This window comes from Nocardia sp. XZ_19_231 (assembly GCF_015355705.1).
GTDB lineage: Bacteria > Actinomycetota > Actinomycetes > Mycobacteriales > Mycobacteriaceae > Nocardia > Nocardia salmonicida.
The window spans coordinates 1,423,300-1,447,574 of record NZ_JACUZI010000001.1; the positions used below are offsets into that span (position 1 = coordinate 1,423,300).

The 24,275-nt window shown below is 67.4% G+C and carries 25 protein-coding genes; 8 read left to right on the forward strand and 17 right to left on the reverse strand.

Annotation, left to right across the window (positions count from 1 at the left end; translation table 11 throughout):
- Entirely contained in the window at positions 1-1,056 is a 1,056-nt protein-coding gene (locus tag IBJ82_RS06415) for a ferredoxin--NADP reductase (RefSeq protein WP_194824936.1), read from the reverse strand.
- 193 nt (positions 1,057-1,249) lie between these two features.
- On the opposite strand from IBJ82_RS06415, the gene IBJ82_RS06420 reads away from it, so the two are divergent.
- On the forward strand, positions 1,250-2,047 hold the full coding sequence (locus IBJ82_RS06420; RefSeq protein WP_194824937.1) for a mycofactocin-coupled SDR family oxidoreductase: 798 nt from the start codon (positions 1,250-1,252) through the stop codon (positions 2,045-2,047).
- Between the two features lies 1 nt (position 2,048).
- Positions 2,049-2,876, forward strand: coding sequence for a mycofactocin-coupled SDR family oxidoreductase (locus IBJ82_RS06425; RefSeq protein ID WP_194824938.1), 828 nt, complete (start codon positions 2,049-2,051; stop codon positions 2,874-2,876).
- A 72-nt stretch (positions 2,877-2,948) separates the two neighbouring features.
- On the opposite strand, the gene IBJ82_RS06430 is transcribed toward IBJ82_RS06425, so the two are convergent.
- The 6 genes from IBJ82_RS06430 to IBJ82_RS06455 all read right to left on the reverse strand — a co-directional run bounded on the left by IBJ82_RS06430 (position 2,949) and on the right by IBJ82_RS06455 (position 8,584).
- The gene (locus tag IBJ82_RS06430) at positions 2,949-3,818 is read right to left on the reverse strand and encodes an alpha/beta fold hydrolase (protein WP_194824939.1); all 870 of its coding nucleotides are present in this window, start codon (positions 3,816-3,818) and stop codon (positions 2,949-2,951) included.
- Positions 3,815-4,606: an SDR family NAD(P)-dependent oxidoreductase gene (locus IBJ82_RS06435; RefSeq protein ID WP_194824940.1), complete on the reverse strand. Its 792-nt coding sequence runs from the start codon at positions 4,604-4,606 to the stop codon at positions 3,815-3,817. The genes IBJ82_RS06430 and IBJ82_RS06435 overlap by 4 nt, the downstream gene beginning before the upstream one ends.
- Positions 4,607-4,628: 22 nt before the next feature.
- Complete coding sequence (locus tag IBJ82_RS06440) at positions 4,629-4,886, reverse strand: hypothetical protein (protein WP_194824941.1); 258 nt, start codon at positions 4,884-4,886, stop codon at positions 4,629-4,631.
- Positions 4,887-4,897: 11 nt separating this feature from the next.
- Positions 4,898-6,559, reverse strand: coding sequence for an FAD-binding protein (locus tag IBJ82_RS06445; protein WP_194824942.1), 1,662 nt, complete (start codon positions 6,557-6,559; stop codon positions 4,898-4,900).
- An 11-nt stretch (positions 6,560-6,570) separates the two neighbouring features.
- Complete coding sequence (locus tag IBJ82_RS06450) at positions 6,571-6,942, reverse strand: nuclear transport factor 2 family protein (protein WP_194824943.1); 372 nt, start codon at positions 6,940-6,942, stop codon at positions 6,571-6,573.
- A 106-nt stretch (positions 6,943-7,048) separates the two neighbouring features.
- Positions 7,049-8,584: an FAD-binding protein gene (locus IBJ82_RS06455; RefSeq protein WP_370585174.1), complete on the reverse strand. Its 1,536-nt coding sequence runs from the start codon at positions 8,582-8,584 to the stop codon at positions 7,049-7,051.
- Between the two features lie 195 nt (positions 8,585-8,779).
- Here IBJ82_RS06455 and IBJ82_RS06460 point away from each other — a divergent pair, with 195 nt between their 5' ends.
- Complete coding sequence (locus IBJ82_RS06460; protein WP_194824944.1) at positions 8,780-10,411, forward strand: NAD(P)/FAD-dependent oxidoreductase; 1,632 nt, start codon at positions 8,780-8,782, stop codon at positions 10,409-10,411.
- A gap of 48 nt (positions 10,412-10,459) precedes the next feature.
- Here the strand turns inward: IBJ82_RS06460 and IBJ82_RS06465 are convergent, their stop codons facing one another.
- Positions 10,460-10,966 (reverse strand): flavin reductase family protein, encoded by a 507-nt coding sequence (locus IBJ82_RS06465; RefSeq protein WP_194824945.1) that lies wholly within the window; start codon positions 10,964-10,966, stop codon positions 10,460-10,462.
- A gap of 129 nt (positions 10,967-11,095) precedes the next feature.
- Between IBJ82_RS06465 and IBJ82_RS06470 the strand changes: the two genes are divergently transcribed.
- Entirely contained in the window at positions 11,096-11,791 is a 696-nt protein-coding gene (locus IBJ82_RS06470) for a PadR family transcriptional regulator (protein ID WP_194824946.1), read from the forward strand.
- A gap of 22 nt (positions 11,792-11,813) precedes the next feature.
- On the opposite strand, the gene IBJ82_RS06475 is transcribed toward IBJ82_RS06470, so the two are convergent.
- Positions 11,814-12,899: a dihydrodipicolinate reductase gene (locus tag IBJ82_RS06475; RefSeq protein WP_194824947.1), complete on the reverse strand. Its 1,086-nt coding sequence runs from the start codon at positions 12,897-12,899 to the stop codon at positions 11,814-11,816.
- The gene (locus IBJ82_RS06480; RefSeq protein WP_194824948.1) at positions 12,896-13,930 is read right to left on the reverse strand and encodes a Rieske 2Fe-2S domain-containing protein; all 1,035 of its coding nucleotides are present in this window, start codon (positions 13,928-13,930) and stop codon (positions 12,896-12,898) included. Before IBJ82_RS06480 ends, IBJ82_RS06475 begins: the two co-directional genes overlap by 4 nt.
- A 162-nt stretch (positions 13,931-14,092) precedes the next feature.
- On the opposite strand from IBJ82_RS06480, the gene IBJ82_RS06485 reads away from it, so the two are divergent.
- Positions 14,093-14,710, forward strand: coding sequence for a TetR/AcrR family transcriptional regulator (locus IBJ82_RS06485; RefSeq protein ID WP_194824949.1), 618 nt, complete (start codon positions 14,093-14,095; stop codon positions 14,708-14,710).
- Positions 14,711-14,760: 50 nt separating this feature from the next.
- Positions 14,761-15,048, forward strand: coding sequence for a putative quinol monooxygenase (locus tag IBJ82_RS06490; RefSeq protein WP_194824950.1), 288 nt, complete (start codon positions 14,761-14,763; stop codon positions 15,046-15,048).
- Between the two features lie 26 nt (positions 15,049-15,074).
- Here the strand turns inward: IBJ82_RS06490 and IBJ82_RS06495 are convergent, their stop codons facing one another.
- The 3 genes from IBJ82_RS06495 to IBJ82_RS06505 all read right to left on the reverse strand — a co-directional run bounded on the left by IBJ82_RS06495 (position 15,075) and on the right by IBJ82_RS06505 (position 18,561).
- On the reverse strand, positions 15,075-16,040 hold the full coding sequence (locus IBJ82_RS06495) for an alpha/beta hydrolase (RefSeq protein ID WP_370585175.1): 966 nt from the start codon (positions 16,038-16,040) through the stop codon (positions 15,075-15,077).
- 158 nt (positions 16,041-16,198) lie between these two features.
- On the reverse strand, positions 16,199-17,917 hold the full coding sequence (gene kstD / locus IBJ82_RS06500; RefSeq protein ID WP_194824951.1) for a 3-oxosteroid 1-dehydrogenase: 1,719 nt from the start codon (positions 17,915-17,917) through the stop codon (positions 16,199-16,201).
- Positions 17,918-17,964: 47 nt separating this feature from the next.
- On the reverse strand, positions 17,965-18,561 hold the full coding sequence (locus IBJ82_RS06505; RefSeq protein ID WP_370585176.1) for a TetR/AcrR family transcriptional regulator: 597 nt from the start codon (positions 18,559-18,561) through the stop codon (positions 17,965-17,967).
- 222 nt (positions 18,562-18,783) lie between these two features.
- On the opposite strand from IBJ82_RS06505, the gene IBJ82_RS06510 reads away from it, so the two are divergent.
- Positions 18,784-19,131, forward strand: a complete 348-nt coding sequence (locus IBJ82_RS06510) for a hypothetical protein (RefSeq protein ID WP_194824952.1) — start codon at positions 18,784-18,786, stop codon at positions 19,129-19,131.
- Positions 19,124-19,756, forward strand: a complete 633-nt coding sequence (locus tag IBJ82_RS06515; RefSeq protein ID WP_194824953.1) for a Dabb family protein — start codon at positions 19,124-19,126, stop codon at positions 19,754-19,756. Before IBJ82_RS06510 ends, IBJ82_RS06515 begins: the two co-directional genes overlap by 8 nt.
- A 55-nt stretch (positions 19,757-19,811) precedes the next feature.
- Here the strand turns inward: IBJ82_RS06515 and IBJ82_RS06520 are convergent, their stop codons facing one another.
- The 4 genes from IBJ82_RS06520 to IBJ82_RS06535 form a co-directional block, all read right to left on the reverse strand.
- Positions 19,812-20,669: an IclR family transcriptional regulator gene (locus tag IBJ82_RS06520; RefSeq protein ID WP_194824954.1), complete on the reverse strand. Its 858-nt coding sequence runs from the start codon at positions 20,667-20,669 to the stop codon at positions 19,812-19,814.
- Positions 20,670-20,847: 178 nt separating this feature from the next.
- Positions 20,848-21,753 carry a biphenyl-2,3-diol 1,2-dioxygenase gene (bphC, locus tag IBJ82_RS06525; protein ID WP_194824955.1) on the reverse strand — a complete coding sequence of 302 codons (906 nt, stop codon included), beginning with the start codon at positions 21,751-21,753 and terminating at the stop codon, positions 20,848-20,850.
- A gap of 25 nt (positions 21,754-21,778) precedes the next feature.
- Positions 21,779-22,957, reverse strand: coding sequence for an acyl-CoA dehydrogenase family protein (locus IBJ82_RS06530; RefSeq protein ID WP_194824956.1), 1,179 nt, complete (start codon positions 22,955-22,957; stop codon positions 21,779-21,781).
- Between the two features lie 37 nt (positions 22,958-22,994).
- Entirely contained in the window at positions 22,995-24,179 is a 1,185-nt protein-coding gene (locus IBJ82_RS06535; RefSeq protein WP_194824957.1) for a Rieske 2Fe-2S domain-containing protein, read from the reverse strand.
- Positions 24,180-24,275 lie beyond the last annotated feature (96 nt).

The window sequence follows — 24,275 nt, forward strand, 5'->3', positions numbered from 1 at the left end:
TCAGAAGCGGATACGGACCCGGTCGGTGCGCGGACGGGCCTGGCAGGCCAGGGCGTAGCCGGCGTCGATATCCTCCTGATCGAGGATCGCGGCGTTGGTCATGGTGACCTCGCCGTCGACGACGGTGCACGCGCACGAACCGCATTCGCCCTCACGGCAGGAATAGGGGACATCGAGTCCGTCGGCGAGCATCACGTCGACGAGGGTGCGCGAGCGCGGCCAACTCAGCGCGTGCACCGTCCCGTCGAGCTCCACCTCCACGCGCGCGGCATCCTCGGCGTCGACCGGGTCGAGGGGCGTGGGCTCGGCGAAGGGATCACCGGACAGCGAGACGAATACCTCGGTGGTGATGCGCTCGCGTGGCCACCCGGCACCGGACAGCGCCTCGGTCACCGCCGACATGAACGGGCCCGGCCCGCACACGAACGACTCGTAGGACGGATACGGCGCGGCGAACTCGGCCAGCTGCGCCGCGGTCGGCAGGCCCTGTAGGGATTCGAGCCAGTGCGCCACGGTGATTCGGCCCGGGTACCGCGCGACGAGGTCGCGCAGGGCCTCGGCGAAGATGACCGATTCCTGCCCTCGATTGGCGTAGAACAGCACCACCCGGCCCGCGCCGCGCGCCAGGGCCGAACGCAGAATCGACATCACCGGCGTGATGCCGCTGCCCGCCGCCCACAACAGCAGATCGGTGTCGAGGGAGGCCGGGGTGAAGGTTCCCTGCGGTGGCAGCACGTCGAGCGTGTCGCCGACAGAAATGTTGTCGCACAACCAGTTCGAGCCATAACCGCCGAGCGTGCGCTTGACCGTGACCTGCGGCGGATCGCCCGTGAACGGCGAACTCGCCAGCGAGTAGCAGCGCGCCACCGCTTCGCTCCGCTCGCTCGGGATACGCAGCGTGAGGAACTGGCCGGGCCGGTAGGTGAAGCGGTCGGCGACCGCATCGGGCACATCGAACACCAGCGAGCGGGCGTCCTCGGTCTCCTCGATCACCGCCGACACCCGCAGCGTCACCACCCGCGAGCCACGCGGAACGTCGACAGTCGCCCTCGTCACTGGTGTCCTCCTCGATCACAGAACCGGCGTTGCGGAGCAACCGTCGCAGGCCCGACGTCATTGCGGAGCCCATGGCTCCCGGTGGCCGGGAGATCGCCGCGCACAGCCCGCTGACCGGGAAGACCAGGGCAGACGCGGTGGTCGACGACCCTAGCGTCGGGCTCGTGGACACCAGATATTCCGGGGGCGCCCGATGAACCGCATGCAGAACACCGTCGCGCTGGTGACCGGCGCGGCCGGGGGAATGGGCCGCGCCCATTGCCGTCGGCTGGCCGAGGAGGGCGCCGACATCATCGCCCTCGACATCGAGGCCGCCGCGGACGAATTGGCCCAGACGGCAAGGGAAGTCGAGACGGTGGGCCGCCTGTGCGTCACCGGCGTCGCCGACGTGCGCGATCAGGCACAGCTCGATGTGGCTGTCGCCGACGGCGTCGCCGCACTGGGCCGCCTCGACGTGATCGTGGCCAACGCCGGCATCTACAGCGACCTCGGCCTGTCCTGGGAGCTGTCGGACCAGGCCTGGCAACGCACCATCGACATCAATCTCACCGGCATGTGGCACACCGTGCGGGCAGCCGTTCCGGCGTTGACCGACGGCGGGTCGGTCGTGATCGTGAGCTCCACCAACGGCATCGTCGGCGCGGCCGCGGCCGCGCACTACTCGGCGAGCAAGCACGCCGTGGTCGGCCTCGCCCGCACCCTGGCCAATGAACTCGGCCCGCGCGGTATCCGGGTGAACACGGTGCATCCCGGCTCGGTGGCGACGCCGATGATCCTCAATGCCGCCGTGTACGCCAAACTGTGCCCCGACCTGCCGAATCCGACCCGCGAAGACGCGGCGGAGGCGCTCGCCCGCCGCACGATTCTCCCCGTTCCGTGGGTGGATCCGGTCGACATCAGCAATGCCGTGCTCTTCCTCGCATCCGACGAGTCCCGTTACGTGACGGGAACCCAACTCGTGGTGGATGCCGGACTTACTCAGAAGGTGTGACATGGGACGGGTTTCGGGCAAGATCGCGCTGATCACCGGCGCCGCGCGCGGCATCGGCCGCGCACAGGCGATCAGGCTGGCCGAGGAAGGCGCCGACATCGTCGCGGTCGACATCTGCGGACCGGTCGAGACCGTGGTGTCGCCGGGGGCGACCCACGACGACCTCGCCGAGACCGTGCGCGCGGTCGAGGCGACCGGCGCGCGGATCGTCGCCGCGACCGTCGACGTCCGCGACGGCGCGGCGCTGCGGGCCGCGGTCGACGCCGCGGTCGAGCAGTTGGGCGGCCTCGACATCGTCTGCGCCACCGCGGGAATCAGTTCCAGCGGCGGCGCGCTGGAACTGACCGAACAGCAGTGGCAGACGATGATCGACGTCAACCTGACCGGTGTGTGGCAGACGTGCAAGGCCGCCACGCCGCACCTGATCGCGCGCGGCGGCGGCGCGATGATCCTGACCAGCTCGATCGCCGGACTACGCGGTCTGGTCGGCGTCGCGCACTACACCGCCGCCAAACACGGGGTGGTGGGACTGATGCGCTCGCTCGCGAAAGAGCTCGCCCCGCACCATGTCCGGGTGAACTCGGTGCATCCGACCAACGTCGACACCCCGATGATCCAGAACGACATGGTGCGCAAGGTGTTCCGGCCCGACCGCGAACATCCCACCCGCGAGGAATTCGCGGAGGCGGCCGTGACGATGAACATGCTGCCCATTCCATGGGTCGAACCGGTCGACATCGCCAACGCCGCCCTGTTCCTCGCCTCGGACGAGGGCCGCTACATCACCGCGGTGACGCTGCCCATCGACGCGGGCAGTACCCAGCGCTAGCCGAGGAGATCTTCGGCCACAGAAACAACAAATGCGCGGGCTGCCGAATGGCAGCCCGCGCATTTGTCTTGTTCAGAGTGCGGTGTCCTTGCGGGTGAGGAAAGCCAGTACGGCCGACTCGAATTCGTTCTTGCGTTCGATCATCGCCCAGTGCCCGCAGTTGGGGAACACGTGCAGTTCGGCGCGCGGGATCGTGCGCATCGGGATCAGTGCCATATCGAGGGGGCTCACGCGGTCGTCACGGCCCCAGGTGATCAGCGTGGGCGCCTGCACTTTGTGCAGCATCGCCCACGGTGGTGGGGCGTCGGAGGCTTCCATGGCGCGGACCATCATCGCGAACGCGGCCTTGCTGTACATTCGGCGGGCGCTGTCGAGGGTCGCGGGATCGGTGGCCTGGGTCCAGCGCTGCTCGATCAATTCCTCGGTGACCATCGCCGGGTCGTAGACCATCGAGTGCAGCCACTGGATCAACCGCTCGCGGGTGGGCTCTTCGGTGAACTCCTGCAGCAGCTTGATGCCCTCGCCGGGGCCGGGGCTGAAGAGGTTGCGGCCGATGCCGCCGATCGTCACCAGCTTGCCGACCCGCTCGGGATGGGCGATGGCGTAGTTGAGCGCCACGCCGCCGCCCATCGAGTTGCCGATGATGTCGACGCTGTCCAGGCCGAGCGCGTCGACGAAACGGACCACCGCGTCGAGCGCGGTGACCATCGGATGTCCGCCGAAGTCGTCGCTCACCCCGAAGCCGGGGAATTCCAGGACGAGACAACGGAATCGGTCCGTGAAGGCGGCGAGATTGGCGCCGAAGTTGCGCCACCCGGTGACGCCGGGCCCCGATCCGTGCAGGAGCAGCAGCGGCGGTCCCTCACCCGCCTCGTGGTAGCGCAGGACACCCGCGTCGGTGGTGATCTCGCGCAGTGTGCCCTCGTAGCTCAGGTCGATCACGCGTGGGTACCGCCGTCGATGCGGATCTCGGTGCCGGTGATGAAGGCGCCGTCCTCGGAGACGAGCATCGCGATCACGCCTGCCACCGCGGTCGGGTCACCCATGCCCGCGCCGCCGGATTCGCGGTCGGTCGGCAGTGCGGGGGACAACTTGGAGAACAGGGCCCAGTCGGAGTCGGCGGGCAGGTATCCCGGGGTGGCGTCGGTGATTCCGGACTTGATGCTGCCGGGCGCGACGCAGACCGCGCGCAGGCCCTTGCTGCCGTACTCGAGGGCGATGGCGTGGGTGAAGGACTGGATGCCGCCCTTGCTCGCCGCATAGGCCGCCATGTACGGGTGCGCGAACGCGGCCGAGGTGGAACTGAAGTTCACCACTGTCGCGCGCGGGTTGGCCAGCAGGGCGGGCAGTGCCTCGCGGACCACCAGGAACGTGCCGGTGAGGTTCACCCGGATGATCAGGTCCCACAGGTCGAGGGAGGTCTGCTCGGTGTGCGAGGCGCGCAGGATGCCCGCCGCGTTCACCAGCGAATCCAGTCCGCCGAGGGTCTCGACCGAGGATCGCACGCCTTCGACCACCGACTGTTCGTCGCCGATATCGAGCACCAGGGTGGTGAGCCGGTCCGCGGTCCCGCGCTCCGCGGCCTGCGCGCTGGTCGCGGCGAGGCCGTCGGCCGATACATCGGCGGCCACCACCGTGGCGCCCTCGTCGAGCAGCCGCAGCGCGGTGGCCTGGCCGATGCCCGATGCTGCGCCGGTGACCAGCGTCCGGTGGTTGTCGAGTCTGTTCATGGTTTCTCTCCTGGTCTGGGTGTCAGCCGAGTCGGCCGGGAACCGGTTCGTGGCGGAGCTGATCGGTCGTCAACGCGCCTGCGCGAACGGCGTCCTCGATGGAATCGCGCAGGGCGGGGCAGGTGGGGATCCAACTGCTGTGCTCACCGAGTGCCGCGCGCCGAGCGAACTCGGGGCACGCGGACTCGGCGTCGTCGAGCCACTGGATGCTGGTGTGGCTCGGACTGAACTTCTCGGCGAGCACCTTGTTGCCGCAGGAAGCGCATTCGACGGGTTGCATTCTCACCCGCCTCATCGCTCGCCGGCGGCATGGCGCGCGCCGATGTAGCCGAACACCATGGCCGGACCGATCGTCGCGCCCGCACCGGCGTAGTCGTTGCCCATCACCGCGGCGGAGGTGTTGCCCGCGGCGTAGAGGCCGGGGATGGCCGAACCGTCGGCGCGCAGCACCTGGGCGTCGGCGTTGTAGACCAGTCCGCCCTTGGTGCCGAGGTCGCCGATCCGTACCCGCAGCGCGTAGAACGGGCCCTTGTCCAGCACATCGAGCGCGGGCGTGGCCAGGGTCGGGTCGCCGTAGTAGTTGTCGTAGGCGCTCACCCCGCGACCGAAGTCCGCGTCGTGCCCGTCGCGGGCGAAACCGTTGAAGCGCCCGACGGTGTCGCGCAGACTCTCGACGGGAACGCCGATCGCCGCGGCCAGTCCCTCGATGTCGGGCGCGGTCTGCATCAGGCCGCTCGTCAGCCAGGAGGACGGGAACTTCTGGCCGGGCACGATGCCGCCGATGGGGTAGCGGCTCTTGGCTTTCGCGTCGAAGATCAGCCACGCCGGATCATGGCGGCCGGCGAGTTGGGCGTGCACGAACGTCACGTACGGCGAGGCCTCGTTGGTGAAGCGCTTGCCCGCGCTGTCGACGATGATCGAGCGCGGGATCGACCGCTCCGACACCAGCACCTGGTTGATGCCCTCGGGGCGCTGGAACGAGGGCATCCACCACGCGTCGTCCATGAGATCGACGGCCGCGCCGACCTGTTCGCCCGCGATGATGCCGTCGCCGGTGTTGTCGGTCGAGGCCGCGCTGAAGTTGTCGCGCCCGCCGTCGGGCAGGTACTGCTTGCGCATCGCCTGGTTGTGTTCGAAACCGCCGGTCGCCAGCAGCACACCCGCGCGCGCCCTGATCCGGATCTCGCGGCCGTCGCGTTCGGCGAGAACGCCGAGCACCGCGCCCGTGTCGTCGGTGATCAACGAGTGCAGCGGGGTGTCGAGCCACAGCGGGACACCGGCATCGCGCAACGCCAGTCGCAGCCGGGCGATCAGTGCCCGGCCGAGAGTGTCCATGTGCCTGCGCAACACGATCGCCTTGATCGCCCGCAGACCGGTCAGCAGCGCCGTCCAGCGCGCCCGCCAGGTGCGGGTCACCATATTGAGCTGGACGAAGTCCTTGGAGGTGATGAACAGCCCGGGCGGCGTCGCGAGCGCGGCGGGTCGCAGGAGGTCTTCGTCCGCGCCGAGCTGTTTGAGGTCGACCGGCAGCGGCTCGATGGACCGGCCGGCCGGTCGTCCGCCCGGCGCTTCGGGGTGATAGTCGGAATAGCCGGTGCACCATTGGAAACGCAGGTGCGGGCTGGTCTCGAGGAAGGCCAGCATGCGGGGACCCTCGTCGATGAACGCGTCGAGATTCTTCGTCGGCACCCGGTCGCCGACGACAGCGTCGAGGTAGGCGCGCACGTCGGCGCGGGAATCGCCGAGGCCCTCGCGCAGCAGCGCCGGGTTGTTGGGCACCCAGATACCGCCGCCCGAGAGCGCGGTGCTGCCGCCGTATACCGAGGCCTTCTCGATGACCAGGGTGTCCAGGCCGCGATCGGCGGCGGCGAGCGCGGCGGTGAGCCCGCCCGCGCCGCTGCCGACGACGAGGAAATCGACCTCGTGATCCCAGTGTTGTTCGGTCGCAGTCATGTCCGCCTCGCTCAGCCGACGACCATGTCGTCCTGGGACCAGAACGCGCGCATGCTCACGATGCGGGCGTCCTCGTCGAAGGTCATGACATCGATCGGGTCGAGGGTGAAGGTCTGCTCCCCGAACTTGGTAACCACCCGGAAGCTGAACGCGGCGCTGTCGCCCGCGACGCGGAGGGTGAACAGTTCGGTCGAACGCTCCAGCGGCTCGATGTTCTCGTAGAACTTCGTGATCGCCGCGTGCCCGACATGCGGCTCGGTGCCGACCGGGTCCTCCACCGTCGCGTCCTCGCGGTAGAGGGCGACGACGTCGGCGGCCGTACCGCTGCCGACGGCCTCCACATACTTGCGCACCGTCGCGCGAATGTCGTCCGCTGAAGCCATCGTGTCGCTCCTGAAATGTCGAAAGGGATGAGTCTGTGAACCGAACCACATTCGGTGGCCCGGGTGCCCCGGTCTCTCCCGGCCAGCGGGAGAGACCGGGAGTGGGTCATTCGCCGAGGATGTGGCGGACGGCGAGGTGGCTGAACAGCATGGACGCGCCGATCGGATTGCCGCCGCCGGGGTAGACCTCGCCGCTCACGGCGGCCATGGTGTTGCCCGCGGCGTAGAGGCCGGGGATCGGTTCGCCGTCGCGGCCGAGTACCCGCGCCGCGCTGTCGGTGCGCAGACCGCCCTTGGTGCCCAGGTCGGAGATGCCGAACGCCGCCGCGTGGTACGGGCCCTTCTCGATGGTCACCAGCGGCGGTTCGCCGTTGGAGAAGGCCCGGTCGTAGGCCTCGTCACCACGTCCGAAATCGGGATCGACGCCGGTGGGGACCATCGCGTTGAACCGCTCGACGGTGGCCTCGAGGTTCGCCGCGGGCACGCCGATCTTCCCGGCGAGCTCGGCGAGGGTGTCGGCGGTGTGCCACAGCCCCGCCTCGACGTACTTCTCGGTCTCGACCATGGAGACGTTGGTGGCCTTGATCGGCGGCACCTCGCCTTCGGTGTCGTCGTAGATCATCCAGAACGGCAGGGTCAGCCCGCGCTCGCGCATCTGCCGGATGACATCACGCCCGAGTCGGTCATAGGGAGCGGACTCGTTGACGAAGCGATTGCCGTCCTGGTCGACGAAGATGCCGCCGGTGAACCACAGCGCGAACGCCGAACGCCCGTCGGGATGGGTCAGCCCGGGCGACCACCACGCCTGATCCATCAGATCGGTATCGGCGCCCGCCGCGATGCCCGCCTGGTGCGCCTTGCCCTGATTTCCCGGGGGCCCCATCGTGTCCCGTGCCTCACCCGGCACACCGTAGTGCTCGCGTAGTGCCTCGTTCTGCTCGAATCCACCCGCCGCGAGGATCACGCCGCGCCGCGCGCGGATCGCGATCCTGGCGCCGTCGCGTTCGACGATCGCGCCGGTCACCACGCCGTCCTCGACCACCAGTTCCACCAGCGGCGAATCCAGGTGCAGCCGCGCGTGCGGGTAGCTCGAGATCGCGCGCAGCATCCGCCCGATCAGCGCCTGACCGCCGATGAGCAGGTCCGGGAGGGGAGCGCCGAGCCGGTCGGTGTCGAGGGGTCCGCGCAGGGATTCGCGCAGCGGGCCCAGCTCGGCGGCGGGCAGGGGTGTCGGCATGATGTGGCGTTGACCGTCGAGCCGGGCCTTGGGCGCCTTACCGAAGTAGTCCGGCCACGGCAGCATCATGAACGCGAAATGGTCGTCGGCTTCGAGGTATTCGATGAGATCGCGACCCCGCCGGACGTAGGTCTGCTGCAACTCGTCGGGGGTGCGGTCGCCGACCACGGCGCGGTAGTACGTCAGCGCGTCGTCGATGGTGTCGTCGGTGCCCGCTCGTTCGAGCACCGGGTTGCAGGGGAACCACACTCCGCCACCGCCCGAATACGCCGTCGTGCCGCCGAACTTGTCGGTCGCCTCGACCACCGCGACGCTGAGTCCCTCGCGGGCCGCGGTGTAGGCGCCGGCCAGGCCACCGCCCGACCCCGCGACCAGCACATCGACCTCGTCGTTCCAGTCCACCACTGTTTCCTCCTGGTACCACCTCGAATTGCGCTCGACGGTAGGCCCGCCGCCGGGTGCCGTGGGGCGGATCTCCCGATCACCGGGAGGGCATCGATACGCGAATGTGCCGGTCAGCGGGAAGGGGACCTGCTCGAACGGTGCGCGCGTCCTTAGCGTCGCCGCAGAGAAACCGGTCTCCATCGAAAGGTAGGCACTGTGAACCCCGAGACCCCATCGGCACCAGCGAAAGGCCCGACCGACGTCGACGTGGTCGTCGTCGGTGCGGGCATCGCCGGCCTCTACGCGCTGTACCGCTTCCGCGGCAGCGGCCTCACCGTGCGGGTGTTCGAAGCCGGTGACGGCGTGGGCGGCGTCTGGTACTGGAACCGCTATCCGGGCGCGCGCTGCGATGTCGAGAGCGTCGACTACTCGTACTCCTTCGACGACGCCCTGCAACAGGAATGGAACTGGAGCGAGAAATACGCCACCCAGCCCGAGATCCTGGCCTACCTCGAGCACGTCGCCGATCGCTACGACCTGCGCCGCGACATCGAATTCGGTACCCGTGTCACCGATATCGTGCTCGACGAGCAGACCCTGCGCTGGCAGGTCGACACCGACACCGGCCACGCCGTCTCGGCCCGGTTCGTCGTGCTGGCCACCGGCCCACTGTCGAACGCGAACACCCCGGCCATCGACGGACTCGACACCTTCGCCGGGCAGATCCTGCACACCTCGCACTGGCCGCACGAGGGGGTCGACCTCACCGGCCGCCGGGTCGGCGTGATCGGCACCGGATCCTCCGGCATCCAGACGATCCCGTGCGTGGCCGAGCAGGCACAGCAGTTGCACGTGTTCCAGCGCACCGCCAATTACAGTGTGCCCGCAGGCAATACGCCGCTGACCGAGCAGGACCGCGCGGCGCAGAAGGCGAACTATCCCGAGCGCAGGCGGTTGTCGATGGCGAGCGGCGGCGGTTCCCCGCATCAGGCGCATCCGGACTCCGCGGTTACGGTGAGTGCGCGAGAACGGCGCGAGGCCTACGAGAAGCGCTGGGCGCTGGGCGGTGTGCTGTTCAGCAAGACCTTCCCCGACCAGCTGACCACCCTCGCCGCCAACGACACCGCGCGGGAATTCTGGGAGGAGAAGGTGCGGGCCGTGATCGAGGACCCGCGTGTCGCCGATCTGCTCGTTCCGCACGACCACCCCATCGGCACCAAGCGGATCTGCACCGACACGAACTACTACCAGACCTTCAACCGCGACAATGTCGAGCTGGTCGACCTGAAGGCGACGCCGATCACCCGGATCGACGCCGCGGGCGTGCACACTACCGACGCGCACTACCCGCTCGACACCCTGGTGCTCGCGACCGGATTCGACGCGATGACCGGCTCGGTTTCGCGGATGAACATCGTCGGCCGGGGTGGTGAGACACTCAACCAGGCGTGGCGAGAAGGCCCGAAAACCTATCTGGGACTGGGGATGACAGGCTTTCCGAACCTGTTCAACCTCACCGGTCCCGGCAGTCCGTCGGTGCTGGCCAATATGGTGCTGCACTCGGAACTGCACGTCGACTGGGTGGCCGAGGCCATCGGCTTCCTCGACGGTAGGGGAGCGGTGGCGCTCGAGGCGCGCCAGGACGCGGTGTCGGAGTGGGTGCTCGAATGCGTCGACCGGGCCGCGGGAACGCTGATGACACAGGCGAATTCGTGGTATCTGGGTGCGAACATCGAGGGCAGGCCCCGGGTGTTCATGCCGTTCGTGGGCGGTTTCGGCGTCTACGGCGAGATCATCGCCGAGGTCGCGGCCGCCGGGTACAAGGGCTTCGACGTCATCGAGGCGTGACACACGACGACGGGGTGGTCCGGCGTGGACCACCCCGTTGTCGTCGGATCAGGACGCGAAGCCGCCGAACCCGCCCTTGTAGAACAGCAGCGGCTCGGCGCCCTCGGTGGCCCGCAGGTCACCGATGCGGGCGAGCACCACGGTGTGGTCGCCCGCGTCGTGCTCGAGCTCGACTGTCACCTCGATCTGGGCCAGCGCCCCGGCCAGCGCGGGCGCGCCGTTGCCCGCCCTGTCCCACTCGACACCGGCGAACTTGTCGGCGCCGCTCACCGCGAACTGGCGGCACAGCGCGCTCTGCTCCTGCGCCAGGATGTTGATACACAGGGCGCCCACCTCGCGCAGCAGCGGCCAACTGGTCGAACTCTTGGCCGGGCAGAACGACACGTACGGCGGGTCGAGCGACACCGACACCACCGACTGACAGGTGAAGCCGAGCGGTCGCGTCCCGTCGTGGGCGGCGATCACCGCGACGCCGGTCGCGAAGTGACCGAGCACTCTGCGTAGGTCCGCGGGGGCCGGGATACCTGCGTCGACGACGACGTTGTCCGCATTCATAGGGGTCCTTCCGAACGGAATTCGATATTTCCCAGAATCCGGGAAGATCGGGGCGCGGCTCAAGACGCCCTCCCGGTCAGCGGTTGTTGACGGGTGAATTCCGATAAAGCCGGTTGCTAGCATTCAGCAATGGCTACCCCTGACCCCGACACCGGCGTGCCGAATCTGCCGCCGACCAGCTGGGCGGTGCTCGCCATGCTCTCGTACGAGGAGGAGATCTCCGGCTACGACCTGAAGAAGTGGGCCGATTGGAGCCTGCGCTACATCTATTGGACCCCGTCCTATAGTCAGATCTACGCCGAGCTGAAGAAGCTCGAACAGCACGGCTTCGCGAGTTCGCGCCTCGACCCCGACAACACCATGCGCGCCAGGCGGCTCTACCAGATCACCGCGGAGGGTCGGGCCGCGGTGACCACGTGGTGGAACAAGGCGCCCGTCGATCCGTCGGTACTCAAACACCACGTGCTGCTGCGCGTCATGTTCGGCCATCTCGGGTCCCCGGATCGGCTCAAGCAGATCCTGCACGACCATATCGCCGATGTCGACAAACTCGCGCAGCGCGCCGCGATCGATGCCGAAGCCGCGAAATCTGAACCGGGCTGGGCCTATTCGCAGCTCGTACTGCAATGGGCGCAGCGCCATTACGCGACCGAACGCGACCTCGCCCAGCAGTTGATCGATGACATCGACAACGCGGCCACCGTGCTGGCCGATGCCGAACACGACGACCGCGCCGAATACCCCCATCCGACGCCGGGGCGCTGGCGCGAGATCGAGCAGCGTGTGCGCGCGGAAGAACTCGAGCAGCACGACCCGGCAGACTAGGCCGTGTTTTTCCTGTGCTGGTTCAGAGCTTGAAACGTCCCGCGAAGGCTCGCAAGGGAAGGTCCGCGCTGGTGATGATTCCCGCGGGTGCCGCGACCACCGATGTGATGGCGTTGAGTGCGGGCAGCCCGGTCACGGTCATGCCGATCGAGGCGAAGTTCCGCGGATCCGACAGGTCGAACCCTTTGCGAGGGAAGATCATGTGCTTGCTGTAGATGCTGGGATCGCCGGTCACCTGAGTGATGTAGCAGCCCTTGATATTCCACGCCGGATCGGTGTGCGGGGTCATTTGCCATTCGAGATGTGATTCCACCCGCGCGACCCCGTCGACCATGCCCTGGTACTTGATGTAGTTGGCGCCCAACGACCCTTTCGGCAGGAAGTACCAGCCGAGATCGACGTCCTCGGTGCAGGCGCCGAGTTCGTACCCGAACTTCACCTCGTCGAGTTCGAGGCCGAAGGCATCGGCCATCAGGTAGACGGCGTCAGCGAAGACCGCGGTGTATTTGTGCAGCGATTCCCCGATCGTGGGATCGTCGATCGGGCGCCCGTACCCGACGGCCTTCCAGGTGTCGACCGAGTGGTGACACGAGACGTCGACCGATTCGGTGACGGTGATGTTCTCGATCTCGGCAACGTCGGCGGTATGCACGATTCCCAGGATCTGACTCAGTCCCGGATTCATGCCGGTGCCATAGAAGGTGGCATTGCCGCGCTCGCACGCGGCCGCGATCACCTCGCTGACCTTCCTGCCGGAAGGGTGCGGATGGTTGGTGTCGCGGTGGAAGCCGGTGATCCAGTCCGCGGTGGTCACCACATCGATGCCTGCCTCGAGGACTTTCTCGTAGAGGTCTTCGTCGGGAAAGACGCCGTGAAAGGTGAGGACGTCGGGTCGGGCGGCGATGATCTGCTCCACCGAGCCGGTAGCGATTACTCCGATCGGACCGATACCGACGATCTCTCCGGCGTCGCGTCCGATCTTGTCGGGCGAATAGCAATGCAGTCCGACCAGTTCGAGATCGGGATGCTGTTGGATGCGTCCGATCATCTCGGTGCCGAGATTGCCGGTCGCCACCTGGAATACACGGACTCTGCCGGAGCTGCTCATGATGTGAATCCTTGTGTCGCGGGTCGTTGGTCGAGATCTGTGGCTGCGCCGTTGTCGGGATAGAACTGGGCGGCCCACGCGCGCAACGCGGTGAACCCGTCGAATTCCTTGCGCGACAACGCTGGTGGGTCGGAGTAGCGCTGATGCGCCCAAATGTGGATGTCGGCCTCGAACTGCTCGATGATGTAGGCGGCCATCGTCTTGCCGTAGGTGGTGATCTCGGAGCTGTCGTCGCCGGGTTTGCGTCCGATCCAGACGGTGAAGCGGACGTCGGAGGTGACATCGTCGACCGGTGTCACCGCGGGCATGGTGCGGTTGTCGACCATGCCCCAACTCTTGGTGACCGTGCAGCCGAGGCCCGCGTTGATCGATTCGACTCCGCTGTTGACGTCGTTCTCGGCGATGCCCGCGTCGAAGGCGATGGTGAAGTCCACGAACGACACCGGCCCGGAGAAATCATGGCGCGTGAAATTCGGGACGAACGGTGTCTTGTGCACGAACTTGAAATGGGCGAAGTCGACACCGTTCTCCAGCACGTACTGCGGATGAAGTTCCAGCTGCTGCCGATAGAGCGTCGCGACGGGTACCGGCTGGTAGTAGTCCTGAGCGGTCTTGTCGTCGCCGAAGTCCGCGAAGATATCGGGTACCTCGAAATAGGGCGCCCGGCCCTGGGTGTCGTACCAGATCCACACCGCCTCGTTGCGTTCCACCACGGGATAGCTGCGGATGCGGCGACCCTTGTTCGGATGGCTCTCGTACGGGATGCAGACATTGCGCCCTTCGCGGTTCCATTCCCAGCCGTGGAACGGGCACACGAGATTCTCGCCCTCGACATGCCCGCCGTAGCCGAGGTGGGCGCCCAGGTGCTCGCAATAGGCGTCGAATACCGCGATCCGGCCGGAAGTCGAACACCAGGCGACCATTTCGCGCCCGAAGTACTTCATCCGGTGGACGGCGCCTGCGGTGATCTCGGTGCACCACGCCACTTGGAACCAGCCCGTCGGTTCCATGGGCAGGGGTGTTTCGGCCATCGGAATCCTCCAGAGGCACCCGGGCGCGTGCCGACGCGGCGATGAGCTGTTCGGTGTGATGCCGACCACAGAACGAAATTAGAATAGAACCCTCTTTTAAAAAATACAAGAGGGTTCGGTGAAACTGGATCGCGCAGCTCGGAGCAGCTATAGTCGGTCCTCGTGACTGAACCGGCGATCGGTGGGCGACGCGCGAACAGGCGCGGTATCCAATCGCGAGACAGCATGATCAAGGCAGCTATCGCGTCGTTGGCCACTGGCGATCCAGCGGCGGTATCGGGCAATCGCATCGCTCGCGATATCGGCGCCACCTGGGGTGTGGTCAAGTACCAGTTCGGTGATATCGACGGCCTGTGGGCCGCGGTCCTGCGCTACACCGCCGACAAACGCGGCGACCTACCCGCGAACCTGCGGCCGGACGGGACCTTGCACGAACGCGTCGCTGCCCTTGTCGACACCATGGCCGTCGGCCTGCGCACGCCGGAATCACTGGCCATCGAGACACTGCGCGCCGCACTACCGCGCGAGCAGGCCGAACTCGAACGTGAGTTCCCGCTCACCGCCGCGGAATTGTCGTCGTGGAAACCGAACTGGGACCATGCCTGCCACCGTGCGTTCGCGGACCTGGGGGTCGACCCGGTCAGGGTGCGGCAGGTGGCCGCGCTGATCCCCGCGGCGATGCGCGGCATCACCTCCGAACGCACACTCGGCACCTACGGCAACCTCGAGGATGCCCTCGCCGGGCTCACCGGCAGCATCGTGGCCTACCTACAGACCTGAGCTAGGCGCGCCCGATCGCGGGTAGCGTCGCACCGAAAAGGAGAGAAATCATGATCGCAGTCATCGCCGAGGTCACCGTCAAAGCCGGTGCGGGTGCGGAGTTCGAAGCCGTCGTCGCCGATCTCATCGAACAGATCAAGGCCAATGAGCCGGGCAATCTGACCTACCAATTGGTGCGTTCGCGCACCGATGCCGAGCACTACCGGTTCTTCGAATTGTATTCCGACGACGCTGCTGTCGAAGCCCACGGCCGGTCGGACCATTTCCGCGCGGCGGGCAAGTTGATGGCTCCCTTGCTGGCGGGTGCGCCGAAGATCGAGTACTTCACCGCGGTCTGAACCCGAACCGCCGCGCCGGTGGTGAACTAGTGGTCGAGGTCGAGCATCTCGCGCACCGTAGCCCAGATCTCGGTGCGCGCGGCCACGGTGGCGGCCAGCGACGGGATGCTGAGGAATCCGTGGAACAGCCCGTCGTAGCGGCGATGCCGGACGGCGACACCGTCGGCTGCCAAGCGCTGGGCGTAGGCGTCCCCGGCGGCGCACGGCGGGTCCAACTCGGCGGTGATCACCACCGCGGGCGGTAGACCGGCGAGTGAGTCGGCCCTGGTCGGCACCAGGCGAACGTCGTCGGTGCCGTCCGGGGCGTAGTTCTGCCAGTACCACCGCATCGCGCTGGTCGTGTTGTAGTGGCCGGTGCCGAAACGCCGGTAGGACTCGGTCTCGAGATCGTCGTCGATCACCGGATAGATCAGGATCTGCGCCGCGAGCCGCGGACCACCACCGTCCCTGGCGGCGATGGCCACGGTGGCCGCGAGATTGCCGCCCGCGCTGTCACCGGCCAGCGCGATCCGCGACGGATCACCGCCGTAGGCGCCGGCGTTCTCCGCGGCCCACCGCAGCGCCGCGAACATGTCGTCGTGCGCCGCGGGGCCGGGATGCTCCGGCGCGAGCCGGTAGTCGACCGAGATCACCAGCGCACCGACACCGGCCGCCATCGAGCGGCAGAACTCGTCGTGGCTGTCGAGATCGCAGAACACGAAGCCGCCGCCGTGCGCGAACACGATCACCGGCAGTGCCCCGCCGTCGTGATGGGGACGGAACACGCGCAGCGGCAGCGGACCACCGGGACCGTCGATAGTGATGTCGCGAGCTTCCCGCATCTCGGGAAGTCGTTGCAGCGGAGCGCGTCTGGCGCGGATCGCGGCGCGCACATCGGCCGCTACCATCGTGGCGACATCGGGGAATCCGGCGTCGAGCGTGGCGAGCATGGCCGCGACTTCCGGATCGGGAACCGCACCCGGTCCGGTGGTCGGGAAAGTTCGCACAGTCACTGGTCCTCCTGGTTTTCGGCGACGCGATCGGCGGTCGAACACGTCGTCGGCCTCACCGTAGGACCGGTGCGACGCGATCCGAACCGCGTTCTCCCACTGGGCGGAAACACCAGGTCGATGCCCGTCGACTCGGTCGACCGATTGTCGTCGCGGATGCGTCACCCGTTGTTCGGATTTGCGATGGTCGGTGCGCGGTGTCCGGTAGTGGCGATGTGGTGGGCGGCGAGGTAGGCGAAGACGATCGCGGGTCCGATGGTGGCGCCGGGTCCGGCATAGGTGTGGCCCATGACCGGTGTCGCGGTGTTGCCCGCGGCGTAGAGGCCTTCGATGACGGTGTGGTCGGCGCGCAGGACTCGGCTGTGTGTGTCGGTGACCAGGCCGCCTTTCGTACCGAGGTCGCCGGGCACCAGGCGGGCGGCGTAATAGGGGCCGGTGGCCAAGGCGCCGAGGTTGGGATTGGGGTGTTGACGGGGGTCGCCGTAGTAACGGTCGTAGGCGCTGTCGCCTCGACCGAAGTCCTCGTCGACACCGGTGCGGGCGAAGGTGTTGAACCGGTTCACCGTGCCGGTGAGTCGCTCGGCAGGCACGCCGATCTTGTCGGCGAGTTCGCCGATGGTGACGGCGCGGGCGAGCACACCGGCATCGAACCAACGCCGGGGCAGGGGTTGCCGCGGGGGAAGGCCTGCGAACAGGTAGCGGTTGCGGTAGCGCTGGTCGAAGATCAGCCAAGCGGGCAGGTTTTCCGCCGGACCGTCGCCCTGTCCGTATTCTCCGCCATACATGCGGTGTACGGCATCGACATACGGCAATGATTCATTCATGAACCGTTGGCCACGGTCGTTGACGATGAGGCTGCCGGGCAGATTCCGTTCAGCCAGGCAGAACCACGGTTGACGAGGTAACGGGATCGATGGCCCCCACCAGGAGTCGTTCATGAATCCGGTCGCCGCGCCCACGGTGGCACCGGCCGCGATACCGTCGCCGGTGTTGGCGGCGGCGCCGACGGTCCACTCCGAGCCGATGGGTGCGCGCTGATGTAGTTGACGTAGAGCAGAATTGCGTTCGAAGCCGCCACATGCCAGGATCACCCCGGCTCGCGCGGTGATGCGGTGTTCACGGCCGCCACGGCGCACGATCGCGCCGGTGACTCGGTCATCGGCGCGGATCAACTCGAGAAGCGGGGTGTCGAGCAGCAGCGGGACCCCGGCGTCGAGCATCCCTGTCCGCAACATGGCGCTCAACGCCTGGCCGCGAGCGAGTAGGTGACGGCCTCGGACGCGAGCGGTGAGCCAGCGGGTGGCGATTCGGATCGCGTGCCAGGGTGCACGGGGGTTGCGCAACCCGAGGTGGATCTGACGGAAGTCGGCCTGGGTGAGCACGAAATTGCGGGGGGCCTTGGAGTAATCGGGTTCGAGGGTGGCCAACTCCGCACCAAGCCCTCGGGCGTCGAAGGGGGAAGGTTCGACGGAACGCCCGTGGCTGCGACCACCTTCGGCCTCGGGGTAGTAGTCGCTGTAACCGGGCACCCACCGCATCCGCAGCGGGCTGTGGGCAGTGAGGAAGTCGAATACCTGCGGCCCGTGGTCGATGTAGGTGTCGATCTTGTCCTTGTCGACTGCTGGGCCGATGATGTCGGTCAGATAGGTGCGCGCGGCCTCGAGGTCGTCATCTGGGGCTTCCCGGCGCAGCACGGTATTGCCCGGAATCCAGACGCCACCTCCGGACCTGGCGGTGGATCCGCCCCAATGGGTGGCCTTTTCGACGACGAGTACCGAAAGCCCGTGGTGGGCAGCGGTGATCGCGGCGGTCATCCCGGCGGCGCCGGAGCCGACCACCAGTACGTCGACGGTGTCGGTATCGCTGTGTTCTGGGTGCATGGCTGGTGTTGATTCCTATCTGTGAAATACATTGGGAGCCAGGGAGATCAAGCCTCGGAGCTCCGCCATCGAGGGCTATGAACTGCGGCCAGCGCGGATTCCATACACATCGGCAGCGACGTCGCCGGGTCTTGTGCGTCGCGTAGCCATTGCAGGAGACCGAACTCCGCGGCCGCGAGCATCAGATGCACCAACAGTCCCGGCGTGGGATCGGCCTCGGGATCGCGTGACATCCGGTTGGCGATGAGTTCCACCAACCGGACCCGATGATCGGGCGGGATCAACGTGACCCGCTCCAGCAGGTGCGGTGCTGTCGTGAACGCCGCTCGCCACTGCTCGAGCTCCTCGACCGCCATGGACGTCGAGCGCGCCAGGATCGCCCCCGCCAACGCGATATCGGCTGGCTCGTCTCCGGGGCGGGTCTCCAACAGGCCGGCGATACCGGCGCCTCCTTCCCGCACCGGTTCGAGCAGCAGATCCTCCTTGCTCCGCACATGCCGGAAATACGTACTCGGCGAAACCCCCGCCTCCGCCGCGATCTGCTCGGTGGTCACCGCCTCGAACCCCGACCGTGCGAACAATCCGTAGGCCGCCCGCTGAATGTCGTCGCGAACCCGACGACGTTGCCGATCGCGCAATGACACCGCCCACCACCCTTCGAGAACCGTGCGACGAACTATCCACCGCATCATTGGTGAAAGTATCACTCGACATGACAGTTACTGTCAACATGGCTCTTGGTGTCAATCCGTTGGTCGAATACGCCCTCGCGAGCGTCGGGTTCGAGCGACCGGCCCATGGCCGCGTTCTCCCACTGGGCGGAAACACCAGGTCGATGCCCGTCGGCGGCTGCCTACGGTCGGCGGATGGAAGCCACGAAGGTCTACGTGATCGACACCGTAGTGACGAAGCCGGGCCGCGCCAGAGAATTCGTCGACGCCTATCTGCGTGACTACGCGCCGGGCGCGCGGGAACGCGGCATGGTGCTGGAGAGGATCGTGGTGAGTCCGCCCGTGTGGTTCCCGGACGAGTCGAACACGGTCATCGCGAGCTGGGTCCTCGATGGTGCTCGGGGCTGGTGGGCGATGACCTGGAAAGGGCGTCCCGACGAGTCGGTGCGGCAGTGGTGGGCCGCGGCGGCGGACTTGATCGTCGAACGGACTCGCTCGACCGGTGCGCTCGCTGCCGATGTCGACAGGCTCGGCGATGTTTGAGGTGACGCGGCTGGTGCATCTTTCGCCCGATACCGACCCCGGCGCGCTTGACCGGTTGATGATCGGGCTGCGTGGAATCGCCGCTCCGGTGGCACACCGCGTGTTGGTCCAGCCCACGTTGCCGGGAGTCCGCAACGGCGGTGATGTCCTGGTGCACCTGCGCTTCGACGAGTCCGCCGACTGGGCGGGGACCACTGCCGAGGTGGACGCGTTGCTGAGCGAGAGCCCGGTGGTCCACGTCGACGGTGCCGAATATCAGGGCGGCACAGCGGGTATCGCCGAACCGGACGCCACCGGATCGGTGTATCGGGTCCTGCTGCTACGGGTCGCGCCGGGCACATCGCGCGCGACGATCGAGCGCTTCGAAGCGGACCTGCTGCGGATGCCCCGTTATTTGCCGAGCATCCGGTCCTGGCAGTTGAGCCGGGTCGCGCGCGGTATCGGATCCTCGCCGTGGACGCATGTCTGGGAACAGGAGTTCACCGACCTGGACGGTCTCACCGGCCCCTATCTGATGCATCCCGTCCACTGGGCGCACGTCGACCGATGGTTCGATCCCGAATGCCCGGAAGTGATTGTCCGCGAACGTATCTGCCACAGCTTCTGCGTGAACAGTCCGGCCTGACCCTTCGCGCCGGTCGCCGCCCGAGTTCGGTCCGGCGACTCGGCGAGGTGATGGATCAGGCTGTCCGCGGGCCCCGCTGATCCGCGTACGGACGCGCCGCCGGGCCCACCCCGAGCGGGCGGGGATGCTGCTGCAACGTCGGGTGCACCCGCACCCGGCCGTCGTCGACGTGGCGCCAGATATTGAGCGCGGTCGTGCGCACCGGCGCGCTGAGACGGTGATCGAACAGCATCCGATCCAGCGGTCCGCACACCGACACCGCCGCCACGGCGGCCTCGCCGAGATCGCCGATGGGCGCCGCGATACAGCCGAAGCCCGGCAGTGATTCCTCGCGTTCGACGGCGATCCCGTGCGCGCGCACCTTGTCCAGTTCGGTGTCGAGCTGGGCCTTGGTGGTGATCGAGTAGCGGGTCCGCGCGCCGGCCTGGCCAGCGAGGGCGTCGGCGATGTGGCGCTCGTCGGAGTAGGCCAGGATCGCTTTGCCGACCGCGGTGCAGGCGGCGGGGCGCCTGCCGCCGACGCGGGTGGGCACCACTGCCGACAGCTCGCCGCCGACCTTGTCGAGATAGACGACATCGGGACCGTCCAGCACGGCCAGGTGCACGACGAACCCGGTGACCCGGTGCAGCTCGTGCAGGAACGGCATCGCCGCCTTGTGCAGCCGGTCCTGGTGCACTGCCAGCGAGCCGAGCTCCATCAGCCGGATGCCGAGCTCGTAGTCGCGCCCTTCACGACGTAGCCAGCGCAGCTGCACCAGCCGGTCGAGCATGCGATGCGCCGAGGACCGGGGTAGACCGGTGCGTCGGACGATCTGGGCGAGGGTGAGCCTGCCCGGGCCGTCGAAGGCGTCGAGCAGCAGGGACGCGCGATCGAGAATCGCGCTCGGGGTGGTGGCCTCGGCCTGGATGACCATGAGCTCTCCATTCGGATCTACGAGCTGATGCCCACTCGCATATTTCGATTAGGCATATACCTATTCATACCATCCGTTGTGGTCGTTGTCACATGATTCGGCAGGTCCATATCAAGACGACGGCCCCCGGTTCGAGCGATGAGCTCGAGCCGGGGGCCGTCGTGGGTTGTGCGCGGGGTTACATCGCCGCGAGCGGCTCGCTACCGGACCAGTCGTGGCCCCAGTAGCTGTCGGCGGTGATCTCCTCAGCGCTGTAGGAGCTCTCGTCGACCCGCATGCCTTCGGTGCCGAACTCGATGTCCCAGCCGCCGGGTGCGCGAACGTAGAACGAGACCATCTTGTCGTTGGTGTGCCTGCCGAGCGTGGACGACACCGAGAAGCCGTCCTTGGTCACCCGGTCCAGCGCCTGACCGACGGCGTCGAGGCTGTCGACTTCCACCATGATGTGCACCAGGCCGGGCGCGCCGCCGTGCGGAGCCGGGCACAGTGCCAGGCTGTGATGACGCTCGTTCACGCCGAGGAACCGCACCCGCATCGGGCCGAATTCCGGCGGCGCCGGGATCCGGAACGCGCCGCGCGGCAGGAACCCGAGCACGTCGGTGTAGAAATCGAACGCGCCGTTGGGGTCCATGGTCGGCAGCACGACATGGCCGAGACCCTGTGCGCCGGTGACGAATTTCGCGCCGAACGGCGTCACCACCGGACTGTGGTCGAGCACCGCGCCGTGGAACACCTCGAGGGTGGCGCCGGTCGGGTCCTGGAAGGTGATGACCTCCTCGACCCGGCGCGCGTCGGCCTCCTCGACCGACAGCGGCTTCACCGCGATGCCCGCCGCGGTGACGGCCTCCTGTACGCGGAGCAGGGCCGCGTGGTCGCGAACCTCCCAGCCGATGGTCACGATGGCGTCGCTGTCACCCGGCACGACCGTGATCCGCGCGGCGCGTTCGTCCATCCGCAGATACAGCGCGTTCTCGTCGGGCCCGCTGCCCTGCGCGAAGCCGAGCACCTCGAACGCGAACTTGCGCCACCGGTCCATGTCGGCGGTCTGGATCTTGACGTAGCCGAGGCCTTTGATATCTGTCATTTCCGTTGTCCTTCTTGAAGATCGGTCAGATCATCGAGCGCAGGTTGGCGGCGGGCTCGACACCGAGGGAGCTGAGCGCCGAGGCGTGATAGACGGTGCTCGGCACATGGATGGCGTGCGCGAGGCCGGCGTGCGCGTCGCGCCAGTAGCGCTGCAGGGGCTTGTCCATGCGCAACGCGTTGCCGCCGGAACGGGCGAAGATCTGGTCCACGGCCGTCACCGCGCGCCAGGCCGCGCGGACCTGGGTGCGCCTGCCCGCGGCGCGGTCGGCGAAGCTGATCTCCTTGCCCGCGTCGACGGCGTCATAGATCCGGTCGGCGTTGGCGAGCAGTTCCTGGCGGGCGGCATTGATGTCGGCGGCGGCCTCGCCGATCGAGAACAGCACGTACGGGTCGTCCTTGACCGCGGTGCCCTGCGCGCCGACGCGGTCGCGCTGATAGTCCAGATGCGCGGCCAGCGCACCCTCGGCGATGCCGACCACCGCCGAGCTGATGCCGAGCGGGAACATCGTCGACCACGGCATCTTGTACAGGGTCTCGGTGACGCCGTACTCGCGCTGCGCGGTGCCGTCGATGACATCGTCGCCGCTCATCACCCGGTAGTCGGGCACGAAGGCGTCCTTGACGATGATGTCCTTGGAGCCGGTTCCCTTGAGGCCCACCACATTCCAGGAGTCCTCGACGATCTGATAGTCCTGGCGCGGCAGGATCATGTGCAGCATCTTCGGCGGCAGCGCCATCTTGCCCTCGGTGTCACCGAGCATGGCGCCGAGGAAGATCCAGTCGCAGTGATCGGTGCCGGAACTGAACTGCCAGCGGCCGTTGAAGATGTAGCCGCCGTCGACCGGGCGGGCGATACCGGTCGGCGCGTACGGCGAGGCCATCCAGGTGTCGTGATCATCGGACCACACCTCGTCTTGCACCTTCGGGTCGGCGAAGGCCAGCTGCCACGGGTGCACGCCGACGATGCCGGTGATCCAGCCGCTGGCCGGATCCAGGGCGGCGGTGGCCATCACCGTCTCGGCGAACTCGCGGGGGTGCACCTCGAACCCGCCGTACTTCTTGGGCTGGAGCAGGCGGATCGGGCCCGCCGCCTTGAGCAACTGCGCCGTCGTGTCGGGGAGCTGCCCGAGGCGCTCGGCTTCCGGTGCCTGCTCGCGCAGCTGGTCCGCGATCGCGGCGATATTGTCGAGAACTCTGGTCATCTCGGGTGGTGCTTTCTGTTCGTGGTGGGGTGAATGGTCAGGACATGGTGTCGATGACGGCGCCGCGGGCGATGTTGTCGGCGACCTCGGCCTCCCAGCTCGTCACCGCGCGGTCGGTATCGATCTCGAACTCGAACCGCTTGGTCATGTCCTCGGTGACGTCGTCGACGTCGACATAGAACTGCTTGTACCAGCGCCGCAGCTGATACACCGGGCCGTCTTCCTCCGACAGGAGCGGATTGTCGATGGGCGCCTTGTTCTTCCAGATCTCGACGTCCTGCTCGAAGCCGTACTCGACGCCCTGCGCGAACTGCGCCGCCATCGCGTTGGCGTCCTCGTCGGACATGCCCTCCGGCTTCTTCACCATCGCGCCGTACTGCAGCACGAACGAGTTCTCGTCGACCGGGTAGTGGCAGTTGACGAGCACCGTCTCGATGGTCATGCCCTGCGCCTCGCTCCACAGCCAGTCGAGCATGTAGGACGGACCGAAATACGAAGCGTCCGAGCGCAGGGTGGAATTCGGATCGTCGTAGCTGGTGCCGACCGTGATGTCCATGCGCGGGGTCGAGCGCATGTACTGGGTGGCGACGTGACCCTCGAAGACGTTCTTGAAATAGCGCGGGAACGAGTAGTGCACGTAGAAGAAGTGCGCCATGTCGACGACGTTGTCGACGATCTCGCGACAGTGCGAGCCCTCGATCAGAATCGAATTCCAGGTCAGGTCGGTCCATTCCGGGGTGCCGTAGCCCTCGATCTCGGGAATGGTCACCTCGTCGGTGGGCTTGCTGCCCTGTGGGTCGTGCCAGACGTAGAGCTGGCCGTTGCGCTCGAGCGTCGGCCAGGTGCGCGTCTTGGCCAGCGGCGGGACCCGGCGCGCGTACGGAATGGCCGTGCACTTGCCGTTGCCGCCCCAGCGCCAGCCGTGGAACGGGCAGGCGATCGAGTCGCCCTTGATGGTGCCGTGGGCGAGGTTGCCGCCCATGTGGCGGCAGTAGCCGTCGAGCACGTGCAGCGCGCCGTCGGATTCGGACTGGAACACCACGAGCATGGTGCCGAAGGCCTTCACCTCGTGCGGGTTGCCGTCGCGGAACGACGAGAGCAGGCCGAGGCAGTGCCAGCCGCGCGCGAAGCGGGTGGGCGCGGCAGCAGCCTCGATCTGTCGGTAGTCGGCGGCGTCCAGTGTGCGGCCGTTCGGCGGGTTCTCCGGCATCGAAACCTCCATGTTCGGACGGAGTGGGGATGAGCTGCGCCGATGGTCGCGCCGTGCGTGGGTGTTCGGGCCGTCGCGTTCCCGGTCAGCGGACATGTTTTCGGCGCG

What these genes read in the sequence shown, in the direction of transcription:
- IBJ82_RS06445 (WP_194824942.1), bottom strand. Translation starts at nt 6,559, where the DNA reads ATGACTGCGACCGAACAACACTGGGATCACGAGGTCGATTTCCTCGTC.
- IBJ82_RS06440 (WP_194824941.1), bottom strand. Translation starts at nt 4,886, where the DNA reads ATGCAACCCGTCGAATGCGCTTCCTGCGGCAACAAGGTGCTCGCCGAG.
- IBJ82_RS06480 (WP_194824948.1), bottom strand. Translation starts at nt 13,930, where the DNA reads ATGGCCGAAACACCCCTGCCCATGGAACCGACGGGCTGGTTCCAAGTG.
- IBJ82_RS06535 (WP_194824957.1), bottom strand. Translation starts at nt 24,179, where the DNA reads ATGGAGGTTTCGATGCCGGAGAACCCGCCGAACGGCCGCACACTGGAC.
- kstD (WP_194824951.1), bottom strand. Translation starts at nt 17,917, where the DNA reads ATGCACCCAGAACACAGCGATACCGACACCGTCGACGTACTGGTGGTC.
- IBJ82_RS06515 (WP_194824953.1), top strand. Translation starts at nt 19,124, where the DNA reads ATGTTTGAGGTGACGCGGCTGGTGCATCTTTCGCCCGATACCGACCCC.
- bphC (WP_194824955.1), bottom strand. Translation starts at nt 21,753, where the DNA reads ATGACAGATATCAAAGGCCTCGGCTACGTCAAGATCCAGACCGCCGAC.
- IBJ82_RS06450 (WP_194824943.1), bottom strand. Translation starts at nt 6,942, where the DNA reads ATGGCTTCAGCGGACGACATTCGCGCGACGGTGCGCAAGTATGTGGAG.
- IBJ82_RS06470 (WP_194824946.1), top strand. Translation starts at nt 11,096, where the DNA reads ATGGCTACCCCTGACCCCGACACCGGCGTGCCGAATCTGCCGCCGACC.
- IBJ82_RS06490 (WP_194824950.1), top strand. Translation starts at nt 14,761, where the DNA reads ATGATCGCAGTCATCGCCGAGGTCACCGTCAAAGCCGGTGCGGGTGCG.
- IBJ82_RS06435 (WP_194824940.1), bottom strand. Translation starts at nt 4,606, where the DNA reads ATGAACAGACTCGACAACCACCGGACGCTGGTCACCGGCGCAGCATCG.
- IBJ82_RS06510 (WP_194824952.1), top strand. Translation starts at nt 18,784, where the DNA reads ATGGAAGCCACGAAGGTCTACGTGATCGACACCGTAGTGACGAAGCCG.
- IBJ82_RS06420 (WP_194824937.1), top strand. Translation starts at nt 1,250, where the DNA reads ATGAACCGCATGCAGAACACCGTCGCGCTGGTGACCGGCGCGGCCGGG.
- IBJ82_RS06530 (WP_194824956.1), bottom strand. Translation starts at nt 22,957, where the DNA reads ATGACCAGAGTTCTCGACAATATCGCCGCGATCGCGGACCAGCTGCGC.
- IBJ82_RS06465 (WP_194824945.1), bottom strand. Translation starts at nt 10,966, where the DNA reads ATGAATGCGGACAACGTCGTCGTCGACGCAGGTATCCCGGCCCCCGCG.
- IBJ82_RS06520 (WP_194824954.1), bottom strand. Translation starts at nt 20,669, where the DNA reads ATGGTCATCCAGGCCGAGGCCACCACCCCGAGCGCGATTCTCGATCGC.
- IBJ82_RS06475 (WP_194824947.1), bottom strand. Translation starts at nt 12,899, where the DNA reads ATGAGCAGCTCCGGCAGAGTCCGTGTATTCCAGGTGGCGACCGGCAAT.
- IBJ82_RS06425 (WP_194824938.1), top strand. Translation starts at nt 2,049, where the DNA reads ATGGGACGGGTTTCGGGCAAGATCGCGCTGATCACCGGCGCCGCGCGC.